14 protein-coding genes are annotated in these 14405 nt (G+C 62.4%); 5 read left to right on the plus strand and 9 right to left on the minus strand.

The window, feature by feature from the left end:
- Positions 1–5: 5 nt before the first annotated feature.
- The gene (locus tag J0O65_RS20435; protein WP_034780256.1) at positions 6–539 is read right to left on the minus strand and encodes a YggT family protein; all 534 of its coding nucleotides are present in this window, start codon (positions 537–539) and stop codon (positions 6–8) included.
- A gap of 253 nt (positions 540–792) precedes the next feature.
- On the opposite strand from J0O65_RS20435, the gene J0O65_RS20440 reads away from it, so the two are divergent.
- Both J0O65_RS20440 and J0O65_RS20445 read left to right on the plus strand, forming a co-directional pair.
- Complete coding sequence (locus J0O65_RS20440; RefSeq protein ID WP_215409047.1) at positions 793–1635, plus strand: hypothetical protein; 843 nt, start codon at positions 793–795, stop codon at positions 1633–1635.
- Complete coding sequence (locus tag J0O65_RS20445) at positions 1632–1871, plus strand: hypothetical protein (protein ID WP_215409048.1); 240 nt, start codon at positions 1632–1634, stop codon at positions 1869–1871. The genes J0O65_RS20440 and J0O65_RS20445 overlap by 4 nt, the downstream gene beginning before the upstream one ends.
- 728 nt (positions 1872–2599) lie before the next feature.
- Here the strand turns inward: J0O65_RS20445 and J0O65_RS20450 are convergent.
- On the minus strand, positions 2600–3520 hold the full coding sequence (locus tag J0O65_RS20450) for a LysR family transcriptional regulator (protein ID WP_215409049.1): 921 nt from the start codon (positions 3518–3520) through the stop codon (positions 2600–2602).
- A 120-nt stretch (positions 3521–3640) separates the two neighbouring features.
- Between J0O65_RS20450 and J0O65_RS20455 the strand changes: the two genes are divergently transcribed.
- Together J0O65_RS20455 and J0O65_RS20460 are read left to right on the plus strand one after the other, a co-directional pair.
- The gene (locus J0O65_RS20455; RefSeq protein WP_215409050.1) at positions 3641–3970 is read left to right on the plus strand and encodes a nuclear transport factor 2 family protein; all 330 of its coding nucleotides are present in this window, start codon (positions 3641–3643) and stop codon (positions 3968–3970) included.
- Positions 3967–4743, plus strand: coding sequence for an SDR family oxidoreductase (locus J0O65_RS20460; RefSeq protein ID WP_215409051.1), 777 nt, complete (start codon positions 3967–3969; stop codon positions 4741–4743). The genes J0O65_RS20455 and J0O65_RS20460 overlap by 4 nt, the downstream gene beginning before the upstream one ends.
- Before the next feature lie 88 nt (positions 4744–4831).
- Here J0O65_RS20460 and J0O65_RS20465 read toward each other — a convergent pair whose 3' ends face one another.
- The 6 genes from J0O65_RS20465 to J0O65_RS20490 form a co-directional block, all read right to left on the minus strand.
- The gene (locus J0O65_RS20465) at positions 4832–5983 is read right to left on the minus strand and encodes a ribonucleotide-diphosphate reductase subunit beta (RefSeq protein ID WP_070218582.1); all 1152 of its coding nucleotides are present in this window, start codon (positions 5981–5983) and stop codon (positions 4832–4834) included.
- Between the two features lie 147 nt (positions 5984–6130).
- Positions 6131–9082 carry a ribonucleoside-diphosphate reductase subunit alpha gene (locus J0O65_RS20470; RefSeq protein ID WP_215409052.1) on the minus strand — a complete coding sequence of 984 codons (2952 nt, stop codon included), beginning with the start codon at positions 9080–9082 and terminating at the stop codon, positions 6131–6133.
- A gap of 392 nt (positions 9083–9474) precedes the next feature.
- Positions 9475–10086, minus strand: a complete 612-nt coding sequence (ampD, locus tag J0O65_RS20475; protein WP_215409053.1) for a 1,6-anhydro-N-acetylmuramyl-L-alanine amidase AmpD — start codon at positions 10084–10086, stop codon at positions 9475–9477.
- Positions 10064–11143 (minus strand): sigma 54-interacting transcriptional regulator, encoded by a 1080-nt coding sequence (locus tag J0O65_RS20480; protein WP_215409054.1) that lies wholly within the window; start codon positions 11141–11143, stop codon positions 10064–10066. Before J0O65_RS20480 ends, ampD begins: the two co-directional genes overlap by 23 nt.
- 111 nt (positions 11144–11254) lie before the next feature.
- Positions 11255–11509 carry a PP0621 family protein gene (locus J0O65_RS20485; RefSeq protein WP_152253137.1) on the minus strand — a complete coding sequence of 85 codons (255 nt, stop codon included), beginning with the start codon at positions 11507–11509 and terminating at the stop codon, positions 11255–11257.
- The gene (locus J0O65_RS20490; protein ID WP_215409055.1) at positions 11506–12309 is read right to left on the minus strand and encodes a cytochrome C assembly family protein; all 804 of its coding nucleotides are present in this window, start codon (positions 12307–12309) and stop codon (positions 11506–11508) included. The genes J0O65_RS20485 and J0O65_RS20490 overlap by 4 nt, the downstream gene beginning before the upstream one ends.
- 326 nt (positions 12310–12635) lie before the next feature.
- Here J0O65_RS20490 and J0O65_RS20495 point away from each other — a divergent pair, with 326 nt between their 5' ends.
- Complete coding sequence (locus J0O65_RS20495) at positions 12636–13175, plus strand: hypothetical protein (RefSeq protein ID WP_215409056.1); 540 nt, start codon at positions 12636–12638, stop codon at positions 13173–13175.
- A gap of 63 nt (positions 13176–13238) precedes the next feature.
- Here the strand turns inward: J0O65_RS20495 and J0O65_RS20500 are convergent, their stop codons facing one another.
- Positions 13239–14168 (minus strand): ABC transporter substrate-binding protein, encoded by a 930-nt coding sequence (locus tag J0O65_RS20500; protein ID WP_502793582.1) that lies wholly within the window; start codon positions 14166–14168, stop codon positions 13239–13241.
- Positions 14169–14405: the final 237 nt, after the last annotated feature.

Below are 14405 nucleotides of genomic sequence, written 5' to 3' on the forward strand. Positions count from 1 at the left end.
TCGTTTTACCTCACCACAATAATCATCCCCACCAGCACCTGCGCGATCTGCAGCAGGATCAGCGCCACCAGCAGCGACAAGTCCAGGCTGCCGACCAGCGGCACCACCTTGCGGATCGGACGCAGCAGCGGCTCGTTCAGGGCCCGTACGAACGGCGCCAGCGGCGCATGCGGGTTGACCCAGCTGAAGATGGCTTCGATGATCAGCAAGGCCATGAAACCGTAGAGTATCCATTGCAGGAAGCGTTGCAGCGACTTGAGCAGCACCACCTCGACGGGATAACCGGAAATAAACAGCACCGAGCTGGCCAGCAGCACGATCAGGAAGGCGCCGATCAGGCTGGCCCAGTCATACCCGCCCACGCCCGGCACCACGCGGCGCAGGGGGCGCACCAGCCAGTCGGACAATTGAAACGTGAATTGCGCCACCGACGAGGGCGGCCGCACGCGCACCGCCTGCATCCAGAAGCGCAGCAGCAACACGCCGCCCAGCAAGGTGGCGATGGTATCAACGATCAATGTAAGGATAACGATCAGCACGACTAATTCTCCAAAAAAAAACCGCTGTGTGATTGAGTCACACAGCGGCGTGTTGCCTCATCCAGGCACCCGTATCGTAGAAATTACGATGGGCGGGTGCTGGTTGGGAATGGCCAGGCTGCAGCCGGCGCCAACACGGTTTTTGCTACAGGTGCGATAGGTGCCGATGGCTTGGCGACAGGAGCTGCCTTCTTCGGCGCGGCCTTTTTAGGCGCGGCCTTCTTGGCGGCTGGCTTGGCGGCCACGGCGGCTGGTGCCGCTGGAGCTGCTGCCGGCGCTGCTGCTGGTGCGGCTGCCACGACTGGCGCCGCGGCTGGCTTGGCGGCAGGTTTCGCTGCCGCTTTGGCTGCCGGCTTCGCTGCTACCTTGGCCGCTGGCTTCGCTGCTGGCTTGGCTGCAGGTTTCGCTGCTGCTTTCGCCGCCGGCTTGGCTGCTGGTTTCGCTGCGACTTTGGCCGCTGGCTTGGCTGCTGGCTTGGCTGCCGCTTTGGCTGCCGGCTTCGCTGCTACCTTGGCTGCTGGCTTGGCTGCCGCTTTGGCTGCTGGCTTCGCTGCTGCCTTGGCTGCAGGTTTCGCTGCGGCTTTTTTCACTGCTGGCTTGGCTGCTGCTTTGGCCGCTGGCTTGGCTGCCGCTTTGGCTGCTGGCTTCGCTGCTGCCTTGGCGACGACTTTTTTCGCTGCTGGCTTGGCTGCCGCTTTGGCGGCCGGTTTCGCTGCTGCCTTGGCTGCAGGTTTCGCTGCGGCTTTTTTCACTGCTGGCTTGGCTGCTGCCTTGGCGGCAGGTTTTGCTGCCGCTTTTGCTGCTGGCTTCGCTGCTGCCTTGGCGACGACTTTTTTCGCTGCTGGCTTGGCTGCCGCTTTGGCGGCTGGTTTCGCTGCCGCCTTGGCTGCAGGTTTCGCTGCGGCTTTTTTCACTGCTGGCTTGGCTGCTGCCTTGGCGGCCGGTTTGGCTGCGGCTTTTGCTGCTGGCTTGGCTGCCGCCTTGGCAGCCGGTTTGGCTGCGGCTTTTTTCGCGACAGGCTTGGCTGCAGGTTTCGCTGCGGCTTTCGCTGCCGGCTTGGCTGCCGCCTTGGCGGCCGGTTTGGCTGCTGCCTTGACCGCAGGTTTCGCTGCGGCTTTCGCTACTGGCTTGGCAGCCGCTTTTGCCGCAGGCTTGGCTGCGGCTTTGGCGGCTGGTTTGGCGGCTGGTTTCGCTGCGGCTTTGGCAGCGGGTTTAGCGGCAACCGTCTTGGCTGCGGCTGCCGGCTTCTTCGCGGCAGGAGCAGCCTTGGCGGCTGGTTTCTTTACTTCTGATTTCTTAGCGGCTGTTGCCATTTGTCTCTCCTTCATCTGAGATGAGAAATTTAAGCTACAAGATTTAAACCCGTCCGACCCACCACAGGGATAGGCCAGGCGAATTATTCATCGGCACAAACGGTCGTTTGCGCTAATGAATTCGGCACCAGCTGAACTGCTGCAACTCCTCACGTTTGCAGCACTTCAGCCATCGTCGGTGCCACCCTGCTTTATCTCGCAGCTGGTGGCAAAGTCTGAATTCGGTCATTCGTTTTCGATGCCGTGCGTTTTTTCGCTCCTCGCATCGCGCTCGCCACAACACCCATGCGTCAAATAAAAAACCGCCATGCCTGAAAAAATTCGGGCACGGCGGCAGACGAAAACGGTGTGGTTTTGTGCATATCCGTGTAAATCTGTATCCCTGTTTTGCGAGGTTTTTTCGCTACCGCGCTGGTTAAAAAACCCCGCATTCTAACGCTCGCATTTGCAATCTCATAAAGTACACGAAAACCTTGTCAATGCGCAACCGGCACGACACGTTTTCGCCCGCTTTTTTGCACGTTACGCGTGCTATCGCACAATCGCATGCCAAATGCCGCCGCCAGCGTGTCCGGAAACGATATTTACTCCCCGCCTCGCACGCATTCGCGCCATCAAAAAATGGCCGCACTTTTCTGTGCCGCCGCGCCGCTGCGCGGCATCAAAAAACGGCGCGCAAAAGCGCGGCAAGCGATGCCGCAAGCCGTCCGCATGACGATGGCGGCAGGCCGAAAAAAACCGGCGAGGCTAGCGCGTGTCGGCGGAAGACGCCGGCCGGGAGAGCGCCAGCGCCGTATCGATGAAGGCGCGCAGTTTTGGCTGGCTCTGGGTACGCGCAGGAAAATACAGGAACAATCCGCTCGTCGGCGGCACGTCGTTTTCCAGCACCCGCAGCAAGCTGCCGCTTGCCAGATCAGCTTCGATTTCCACGTCCGGCAGATACGCCAGACCCAGACCTGCGCGGGCGAAATCGGCGATCAGCGTGGTATCGTTGACGACCAGGGGTGCGCCGGTTTCCACCAGCAATTCTTCGCCATCGCGCACGAAGCGCCAGCGGTGCACGGCGCCGGAAGTATGAAAGCGGTAGGCCAAGGCGTCGTGGCGCGTCAGCTCTTCCGGGATCAGCGGCCGCCCTCTGCGCTCGAAGTAGACGGGCGCGCCAACCACGGACCAGCGCAGCTCTCCCGTCAGGCGCACCGCCACCATCTCCGGCTCCACGGACTGTCCCAGGCGGATGCCGGCGTCGTAACCGTGCGCCAGCAGATCGACCGCGCCATCGTCGAGCGACAGGTCGATGGTCACGTCAGGATAGCTGTTGCGAAAACGCGGTATCAAAGCGCGCATGACCAGCGCGCCCAGCGCGCGCGGCACCGTCAGCCGCAGATGGCCGGCGGGCCGGTCGCGAAACATGGTCAGCGCGGCGAAAGCGTCATCGATCTGCCGGGTAGCGCCGGCCAGGCTGGCGTATAAGCCCGCGCCGGCCTCGGTGAAGGCGACATTGCGCGTATTGCGCTTGAAAAGCAGCACGCCATGCTGCCGTTCCATCACCTTGATCGCCTTGCTGACAGCCGTCACCGTCACGCCGAGCTGCAGTGCCGCCGCGCTGAAACTTTTGCGCTCGGCCACCGCGAGAAAGGTACGGATGCCATCGAGAGAGTTATTTTTCATATGGGATCATGCGCCAATAATGAACCTGAAGTTTAAAGCCTATCACCCTGACCGTACTATTTCTCTGCAATTGAACGCCATATGATGGTCGCTCCCTATCTCTCCCTGAAAGGACGCACCATGTCTCTCCTCATGCCGGCAATCGTCGGCGACTACTTTAGCGCCGAAAACCATCACGATGGCGACGCCGTGGCGCAGTGCTTCTCAGCCGATGGCGTCGTGCATGACGACGGCCATACGCACGTTGGCCACGCAGCCATCAAGGCCTGGAAAGAAGCTGGCAGCAAGCAGTACGGCGCCAGCGTCAGCCCCATCTCGGCCGACATGCAGGGCACGCGCTGTCTGGTCATCGGCAGCGTCAGCGGCAGGTTTCCCGGCAGCCCGCTGGCGCTGCGCTTTGCCTTCACTCTCGCCGGCAACCGCATCGAGACCCTGGAGATCAGCGCATGAATGCCGATTTCAAGGACAAGCGCGTGCTGATCACGGGCGGCACGAAGGGCATGGGCGCGGCGACGCTGCAACTGATGCTCGAACGCGGCGCCCGCGTGGCGACCACGGCGCGCGCCGCCGCCAGCAGCTTGCCGGCTGGCGTGCATTTCATCGCGGCCGACCTGCGCACCCGCGCGGGAACCGACACGGTGATCCGGGAGGCGCTGGCCAGCCTGGGCGGGGTCGATATCCTGATCAATAACGTGGGCGGCTCGACGGCCGCCGGGGGCGGCGCGCTGGCCCTGGACGACGACGCCTGGGAAGACGCGCTCAATGGCAACCTGCTTGCCGCCGTGCGCCTCGACCGCGCCCTGCTGCCGGCGATGGTGGCCCGCCGATACGGCGTGATCATCCACATCTCGTCGATCCAGCGCAGCCTGCCGCTGTACGATTCGACGCTGGCGTATGCGGCCGCCAAGGCTGCGCTGAGCAACTACAGCAAGGGACTGTCGAAGGAATTCGGTCCGCAGGGCGTCCGCATCAATACCGTCTCGCCGGGCTTCATCGAAACCACGGCGGCCCAGGCGATGATACGGCGCTGGGCCGGCCACGCCGGCATCAGCGACGACGACGCGCGCCAGAAGCTGATGCAGACGCTGGGCGGCATTCCCATCGGCCGCCCCGGCAAGCCGGAAGAAGTGGCCGAACTGGTCGCCTTTCTGGCCTCGGACCGCGCCGCGTCGATCCACGGCGCCGAGTATGTGATCGATGGCGGCACCATCCCGACCGTGTGAGCCCGGTGCAATAAGCTTTCCACATAGCAAAAGGCCCCGCATCCGCGAGGCCTTTGTTACATGATGACTTGTGACGCCATCGGCTGGCTTATTCCCAGTTCAGCGCGCCGCCGGTCTGGTATTCCGTCACGCGCGTCTCGAAGAAGTTGCGTTCCTTCTTCATGTCGATCATCTCGCTCATCCACGGGAACGGGTTTTCTTCCTGGGCGAACAGCGGTTCGATGCCGATCTGCTGCGCGCGGCGGTTGGCGATGAAGCGCAGGTAGCCCTTGAACATCGGCGCGTTCAGACCCAGCACGCCGCGCGGCATGGTGTCTTCCGCGTACGCGTATTCCAGTTCCACGGCCTTCATGAACAGGTCCTTGATCTCTTCGCGGAAGGCGGCCGTCCACAGCTGCGGGTTTTCCATCTTGATCGTGTTGATCAAGTCGATGCCGAAGTTGCAATGCATCGATTCGTCGCGCAGGATGTACTGATACTGCTCGGCAGCACCCATCATCTTGTTCTGGCGGCCCAGCGCCAGGATCTGCGTGAAGCCGACGTAGAAGAACAGGCCTTCCATCAGGCAGGCAAACACGATCAGGGACTTGAGCAGCTTCTGGTCGTTTTCCACCGTGCCGGTGACGAACGCCGGGTCGGTCAGGGTGTTGATGAACGGGATCAGGAATTCATCCTTGTCGCGGATCGACTTGACTTCGTTGTAGGCGTTGAAGATCTCGCCTTCGTCCAGGCCCAGCGATTCGACGATGTACTGGTAGGCGTGCGTGTGGATCGCTTCCTCGAACGCCTGGCGCAGCAGGTACTGGCGGCACTCGGGCGCCGTGATGTGGCGGTAGGTGCCCAGCACGATGTTGTTGGCGGCCAGCGAGTCGGCCGTCACGAAGAAGCCCAGGTTGCGCTTGACCAGGCGGCGCTCGTCGTCCGTCAGGCCGTTCGGGTTTTTCCACAGCTCGATATCGCGCTGCATGTTCACTTCCTGCGGCATCCAGTGGTTGGCGCAGCCGGCCAGGTATTTGTCCCATGCCCACTTGTACTTGAACGGCACCAGCTGGTTGACGTCCGTCTTGCCGTTGATGATGCGCTTGTCGTCGGCATTCACGCGGCGCGCCACTTGCTCGGCGTTCGCTTCGGACGGCTCGGCGCCGGCCGGCAGGTTCAAATCGGTATTACCCAGCGGCGCTTGCTGCGCCGGACGCGGCACAGCTGCCGACGTGGTTTCATCATCCCAAGACAACGACATATTCTTCTTCCTTTCCATGCCGGCGAGCCGGCGATCCGCAACAGGCCCGTTGAATCGGACAATGCGGACATTGACAACATTGAATCAGCCCAGAAGTTCTGGGCTGACAACTTTAAATTCTTTAAAAACCTGCTGCGCAGCAGGTTTTTACTGGCAGGCTTCGCATTCCTCGAAACCGTCATCACCCGGGCGCAGGTAGCAGGCTTCGCCATCGGCGTCGTCCGCTGCCGCTGCCACGACCGGCGCCACGGCGACAGCCGCTGCCGCCACGACCGCCGCCTGGGCGCTCTGCGCGCTGGCCGACATGCCGCCGTCGACTGCCACGGCGTTCAGGGCGCCGGTACGCGAGGTCGATTTCTCCATGTGGGTGGCGGCGATGGTACGCAGGTAGTAGGTGGTTTTCAGGCCACGCAGCCATGCCAGCTTGTAGGTCTCGTCGAGTTTCTTGCCCGATGCGCCAGCCATGTAGATGTTCAGCGACTGGGCCTGGTCGATCCACTTCTGGCGACGCGAAGCCGCTTCCACCAGCCAGCTTGGCGACACTTCGAAGGCGGTGGCGTAGATGTCGCGCAGGTCTTGCGGGATGCGGTCGATCTTCACCAGCGAGCCGTCGAAGTACTTCAGGTCGGAGATCATGACTTCATCCCACAGGTCGCGCGCCTTCAGGTCGCGCACCAGGTAGCCGTTGATCTCGGTGAATTCGCCCGACAGGTTCGATTTCACGTACAGGTTCTGGAACGTCGGCTCGATACAGGCCGACACGCCAATGATGTTCGAAATCGTCGCCGTCGGGGCGATCGCCACGCAATTCGAGTTGCGCATGCCGAACCTGGCGATGCGTTCGCGCACCGGGGTCCAGTCCATGGCCGACGAGGAATCGACTTCCAGGTAGCCGCCGCGCTCCTCAGCCAGCAGTTTCACCGAGTCTTGCGGCAGGATGCCACGGTCCCACAGCGAACCGGCATACGATTCATAGCGGCCGCGCTCCTCGGCCAGTTCCGTCGACGCCAGGTAGGCGTAGTAGCACACGGCTTCCATCGAGGTATCGGCGAACGACACGGCGGCGTCCGAGGCGAACGGCACGCGCATCATGTGCAGGCAGTCCTGGAAGCCCATCACGCCCATGCCGACCGGACGGTGGCGCATGTTCGAATTGCGCGCCTTGTCGACGGCGTAGTAATTGATGTCGATGACGTTGTCGAGCATGCGCATGGCGGTGCGGATGGTCTTGGCCAGCTTGACGTGATCGAGCTTGCCTTCCTTCATGTGCGCCGGCAGGTTCACGGAACCGAGGTTGCAGACGGCGATTTCGTCAGGGCCCGTGTTCAGGGTGATTTCCGTGCACAGGTTCGAGCTGTGGACGACGCCGACGTGCGACTGCGGGCTGCGGATGTTGCAAGGATCCTTGAACGTGATCCATGGGTGGCCCGTTTCAAACAGCATCGACAGCATCTTGCGCCACAGGTCCAGCGCGGCGATTTTCTTGAAGACGCGGATTTCGCCGGCGGCGGCCTTGGCTTCGTAGCCCAGGTAAGCCTGTTCAAAGGCCTTGCCGACCTTGTCGTGCAGGTCTGGCGTGTCCGACGGCGAGAACAGGGTCCACTCGCCTTTTTCCATGACGCGCTTCATGAACATGTCGGGAATCCAGTTCGCCGTGTTCATGTCGTGCGTGCGGCGGCGGTCGTCGCCCGTGTTCTTGCGCAGATCGAGGAATTCCTCGATATCCATGTGCCAGGTTTCCAGGTAGGCGCAGACGGCGCCCTTGCGCTTGCCGCCCTGGTTGACTGCCACGGCCGTGTCGTTCACCACTTTCAGGAACGGCACCACGCCTTGCGACTTGCCGTTGGTGCCCTTGATGTGGGCGCCCAGGGCGCGCACCGGCGTCCAGTCGTTGCCCAGGCCGCCGGCGAACTTGGCCAGCAGCGCATTGTCCTTGATGGCGTCGTAGATGCCTTCCAGGTCATCCGAGACGGTGCTCAGGTAGCACGACGACAGCTGCGAGCGCAGGGTGCCCGAGTTGAACAGGGTCGGGGTCGAGCTCATGAAGTCGAACGAGGACAGCAGGCTGTAGAACTCGATGGCGCGCGCTTCGCGGTCCGCCTCGTTCAGCGCCAGGCCCATGGCCACGCGCATGTAGAACGCCTGCGGCATTTCGATGCGCACGTCCTGGATGTGCAGGAAGTAGCGGTCGTACAGGGTTTGCAGGCCGATGTAGCCGAATTGCAAGTCGCGGTCGGCCACGATGGCTTTCGCCAGGCGCTCCAGGTCGAAGCTGGCGAGTACCGGGTTCAGCAGCTCGGCGGCGATACCCTTGGCAATGTATTGCGGGAAATACGTCAGGTATTCGGCGGCAGCGGCCGCTTGCGGCACTTCCTTGCCGAACACTTCCTTGCGCACCGTATGCAGCAGGATGCGGGCCGTGACCTGGCTGTAGGCCGGGTCTTTTTCCATCAGCGCGCGCGCCGCCAGGATGGCCGACTTGTGCAGCTCTTCGACGGGCACGCCGTCATACAGGTTTTTCACCGTTTCAGCCAGGATGGCGTCGGCATCGACGTGCTTTTCCAGGCCGGCGCAGGCGGCGTTGATCAGGTCGCGCACTTCCTGCATGTCCAGCAGGCGGCGCACGCCGTTGTCCAGCACGTTCAATTGCGGTGCGGTCACTTGCGCGGAGGCGCCTTGCGCCTCCTTCTGCAGGCGGCGCTCTTCCATGTGCTTGGCGCGGTACAGCACGTAGGCACGCGCCACGTCGTGCTCGCCCGAACGCATCAGCGACAGTTCCACCTGGTCTTGCACGTCTTCAATATGGAAGGTGCCGCCGCCCGGGTGGCGGCGCACCAGCGCGGCGACCACGCCGTCGGTCAATTGTTCCACCAGTTCGCGGATGCGTGCCGAGGCTGCGCCCTGACCGCCGTTAACGGCCAAAAACGCCTTGGTCATGGCGATGGCGATCTTCGAAGGCTCAAATGCCACCACCGCGCCGTTGCGGCGGATGATGCGATAGTCGCCCAATGCCGCGCCCGTGCTCGCCACGCTGTTGGCCGCGCCTGGCGCTGGCGATACTGGCGTTGGATGGATGGAAATATCTTGTGGTGATTGCATTGAAGCTCCCGTTGTCAGCTAAAGTCAGCCTGCAGTTTTGCTGCCGCGTGTGTTGTTGAATAGAACGCCCGATGGTCAGGGTTTCTTCAGGTATTTGTTGCTAAATAGTAAATTTATAATGCATAAAACAGCTCAGTATCCAGATCGCCACACCGCACTGCCCGGCTGGCGCGAAACACGATCAAGGGTGATGAACCGCCAGTTCCAGTGCTTTATCAGCAATCCGGGTAGCTTTTGACAATAATTCTGAAAACGTCTGTGATGGCACTACATATAGTCTTTACATCCAACTTCTTCACTAATTGTAGTGCCCATCGGAGGGGGATGCAATAGTTTTCCGGCATCCGTCAGCGTAATTTTTTGTCTTTTCTTATACGATTTCGGTTGACTTTTCAGGGCATGGATGGAAAGCCCAATCCCCGCGAAGTAAGCGCTAACACAGCCTGTCCGCGCAGGGTTTCCAGCCAGCATTCTTGATAAAAATGCCAGTCAAAAAACGGCCCCGGATCCGTCTTCCTTCCCGGTGCGATATGCTCGTGGCCGCGCACCTGCGACAGCCCGTGGCGCGCCACCAGCGCCGCCGTCAGTGCCGCCAGCACATGGTATTGCCGCCGCTGGAAAGGCACATCGTCCGCGCCTTCCATTTCGATACCGATGGAATAGCCATTGCACTGCGGGCGTCCTTCGAAAGTGGACGCGCCCGCATGCCAGGCACGTTGATCAGTAGAAACATACTGCACCAGCGCGCCATCGCGCCGCACAAAAAAGTGCGCCGACACCTGCAAGCCACGCAGGTCGGCGAAAGAAGGATCGGCATTATAATCTACCCGGCCGGTAAACAAGTCCGACACATGCGGCCCGCCGAAGTGGCCGCCCGGCAAGCTGATGTTATGGATCACCAGCAAATCGACTTGCGCACCGTCCGGGCGCGCATCGCAGTACGGCGAGTCATAGCGCAGCGCGCCGTCGCACCAGCCGTCTTCATCTATCGTCCATGTGCTCATCAGGCAAGGCTTCCTGTATCGTCAATTTCTGCATGCGGTAACGCAACTGGCGCACGCTCAGGCCCAGCTGCCGCGCGGCCCGCGCGCGGTGGTAGCGCGCCTGCACCAGCGCCAGCATGATCATGTCGCGCTCGGCCTGGCGCAAATACGCGTCCAGCGGCACGACGGCGGCCACGCCATGCGCCGCCATGCCGGGCAGGCTCAATTGCCGCTGCGGCAAAGCCGGCAGCGCCGGCGCCGGCCGCAAGGGCACGGCGCCCGCCGTGGACGGCAAGGCCAGCCCGTCGAGCGCGATCACGCCGCCGTCGGCAAAGGCCAGCGCCCGCTCCAGCACGTTTTCCAGTTCGCGCACATTGCCGGGAAACGCATACGCGGCCAGGGCCGCCAGCACCGGCGGCGCCAGGCTCACGGTCCGGCGTGGCGACAGGCGCGCGAGGATCACCTCACATAATACCTGCAGATCGCCGCGTCGCTCGCGCAGCGGCGGCAACGCCAGCTCGATCACATGGAGGCGGTAAAACAGGTCCTGGCGAAACGTCCCGGCGGCCACGCCGCGCGCCAGGCCATGCTGGCTGGCGCACAGGATGCGCACGTCGATGGCTTCGTCAGTACTGCCGCCCAGCTTGCGCACGCGGCGCTCCTGCAGCACGCGCAACAGCTTCACCTGCATGGCCAGCGGCAGATCATCGACTTCGTCGAGCAGCAAACTGCCGCCGTGGGCCGCCTGGAACAGGCCCTGGCGCTCGTGCAGCGCGCCCGTATAGGCGCCCGGGCGGCAGCCGAAGAATTCCGCTTCCATCAGCGCTTCGGGTATGGCGCCGCAGTTGACGGCGATAAACGGGAAGCTGGCGCGCGCGCCCTGCGCATGGATGGCGCGCGCCGCCAGTTCCTTGCCCGTGCCCGATTCGCCGCGGATGGCCACCGGCGCGCCGCAGCGGGCGATGCGGCCGATCTGCGCGCGCAGCGCCTGCATGGGCAGCGAGTTGCCGCTCAGTTGCGGCGCCGGCGGCATGCCGGCGCCGGTGGCGCTATGCGGGCTGAGGCTGGGACTGGACATGGGACGCGCCTTTCTGCAAGGGCGGTGGCGAACCGCCTGCTGCAGATGCTACGCCGGACGGCTGCCGCAGGACGTTACGATACGGCTGAGCAACGCGGCGCGGGCCCGTCCTTACAGCGTGGCGTGCGCGTGGCTGCAGTAATCGTGACCCTTGGCCTGCACGTTTTCCGAGGCCGGGTAGTACACGCCGCAGTGGGCGCAGCACAGCATCAGCTCGGCATCCGGCAATTCCTGCGGCCGCGCCGGCGGCGCATACGGATTCGGCTGCTGCTGCGCGCGGGCCCGTTGCTGCATGCCACGGATTTTGCTGCGGATAGCAAACAGCACCAGGAAAACCAGCGCCAGCCAGAATAAAACACGTGTCATGCGTATCCTCGGTGTAAAACCACTTCCAGTACAAAACGGCTGCCGACATAGGCCAGCAGCAAGGTGGCGAAACCGGCCAGGGTAAAACTCAGGGCCGTCTTGCCGCGCCAGCCGCGAAAGCGGCGGCCTGCCAGCAGCGCGGCAAACAGCAGCCACGACAGCATGGTAAACACGGACTTGTGATCCCAGTTGAGGGCCTTGCCAAATAATTGCTCGGAAAACACGATGCCCGACAGCACGGTCAGGCTGAGCAAAATGAAACCCAGGCCGATCATGCGGAACAGCAGCTTTTCCATCGTCAGCAGGGCTGGCAGCTGATCAAGCGCCGTGCCGATGAAGCCGCGGCTTTCGCTACGCGTGTGCAAGCGCGATTCCTGCAGCGCCATCAGCACGGCGTGAAAGGCGGCGATCGTCAAGGTGCTGTAGGCGAGCACGGCCACGGCAATATGCCAGCCGAACACGGCCGACTTGCCTTCCATGCTGACCTGGCTGCCAGGAAAGGCCCAGGCCAGGCCGATGGCGAGGACGGCGCTGGGCATGACCATGCGGCGCAGTCCGTCCAGGCTGAAATTGCGGTTCTCTATCCAGTAGGCGCCCACCGAGACCCACAGCGCGGCCGACAGCATGGCGGAAAAGCCGAAGCGCAAGGTGCCCGGCGCCATCAGGTCGAACCACAGGGTGGCGGCATGCGCCAGCCAGGCGACGCCGGTCAGGCCGGCAATGAGCCGGGCACGGGACGAGGGAAGCACCGCGCACGCCGCATACAACAGGGCGGCGATGAAAAAGAAATAGATCTGCATAGTTTAAGTTTACACCATAGCCGGCAAGCGAGATTCAGGCGACAGACCGGGTGGCAGGCACGACGCCGCCATCGAATGCCGCAAGCCTGCCATGATATCGCGCCTGAGGCATGACGGGGTGGCGCACCCTCAAGATTTCGGCAATCTTTCCTGCGAGGCACGGTCGTCACGCCGCAGGCACGTTGCCATCCTGATTAGCCAGTCCTATAATTATGTCCACAGAGCAACAGCCATCCACCCTGACGCCACCGCCCCTCGCCATGTCCTTTCGAAAATTCTGCTGGACCTCTCTCCTGCTGGCCGCCTGCACTGTCTTAAGCGGCTGCATGAAAGATACGCCTTCTCAATCCACGTACGAAGAGTACTTCCGCACCTCCATCCAAAGCTATGACCTGTACAAGCAGTACTTCGACATCGCGAAGCTGGAAAAGCTGAACGGCTGGAAAGAGAACGAACAGTATGAAATCAAGGGCTCGGCCGTGCTGCGCGCCAAGGTGGGCTACCTGGAATTGCTGGCCGACGTGGCCGACAAGCTCGAGGCGGAGGCGAAGACGGACGGCTCCGTGGGCATGACCATGGGCCTGGGCCTGATGGCGCGCGGCATGGGCGGCGAAAACAAGGTGTTCCGCGAATTCTGGGCGCAGCAGCAGGAAAAGAAGGCGATTCCCGCGCCGCTGCTGGCGCGCCAGGCGGCGATGACGGCCGAGCGCTTCGAGAACCTGCTGCAATGGTCGGACCAGCTGGTGCAAGACAATTACGGCGCCATCATCAGCCGCCAGCTCAAGAAAGGCGATGAGCTGACCCGCATCTACACCTTGAGCTTCCGGCAGACGGAGAAGGGCTGGATGGGTTTCAACGCCCGCTAAGGCCGCCCCGCCACCACCTCCGCACCGGCACCGGCGCGGAGGTTTTTTTCATGCTTTCCTGATTTACTTCACGTTCAGGCTCTTTTTCGCCTGCTCCAGCAAGTCCGTCTTGACCCAGTCCTTGGCTACGGGCGGCTTCGTCATGCGGCCCACGCCCGTTTTCACCATCACATCCGTGGTCACCTGGATATGCTCGGGCGTGATGTCGTACGAATACGGCGAATTGCTGATCGCGTCGTCGAAGTCATCCTTCGTGATCTGGCCGCGGAACACGACTTCGCGCACATACTTTTCCGCCGTCGCCTTGTTGTCGATAAAGGTTTTCGTCGCTTCGACGAAGCAGCGCATGAACTTCTCCGCCACGGGACGGCGTTCCTTGTAGAACTTTTCCGTCATCACCATGGTACGCACGGGTTCGCCGATCGGCGTGTCGTACGGCTTGATGACTTCGCTCCCGAAGCCCTTGTTGATGGCCTGCGATGATTGCGGTTCCGACTGCATCATGGCGTCGATATTCTTGCCCATCAGAGCCTGGTTCAAGTCGGCGTAGGCCAGAAACACCAGTTGCACATCCTTGCCCTTGGTTTCGGAATACGTCAGGCCCGCCTGCGCCAGCTCGGCCAGCAGCAGCACTTCCTGGATGCCGCCGCGCGTCACGCCCACGCGCTTGCCCTTGAGCTCCTTGACGCTGGCAATCTTTTGCCCGGCGCCCGCCACCAGGCGCGCGCCGCCCTTGGCAAAGCCGGCCACCACATAGATGGGCGCGCCGCCCGCGCGGCCGGAAATGGCCGCCTCGGACGCCGTCGCCCCCACGTCCAGCTCGCCCGCGATAATCGCCTGCATCACGTCGAGGCCCTTGGCGAAGACATGCTCTTCGACCTTGATGCCGCACTTGGGCGCGATTTCCTTGATGTACGACACGGCGCCGTAATGGGCGAATTTCAAGTTACCCAGGCGCACAACTTCCTGCGCCTGAGCCTGGACGGCGCCCATGCCGAACGCCAGCACGAGGGCGGCGGCGATACCGGTCTTCACGATTGATTTTTGCTGCATCGGGTTCTCCTGTGGTGGTTGACGTGTGCCCGCCAGGGCACAGCTATGCGAAACACGGCTTCTTATTATGAGGAGATAGTACCGTGTGTTAAGCCGGGAGCAATCTTTTTTATGGACCGCCTGCCTTGGCGCTGTTGCTACAACGCAAAGGCAGGCAATCATGGAAACCGGATGCCC

Source organism: Janthinobacterium sp. JC611 (assembly GCF_018682595.1).
In the GTDB taxonomy this organism is placed as follows: Bacteria; Pseudomonadota; Gammaproteobacteria; order Burkholderiales; family Burkholderiaceae_D; genus Janthinobacterium.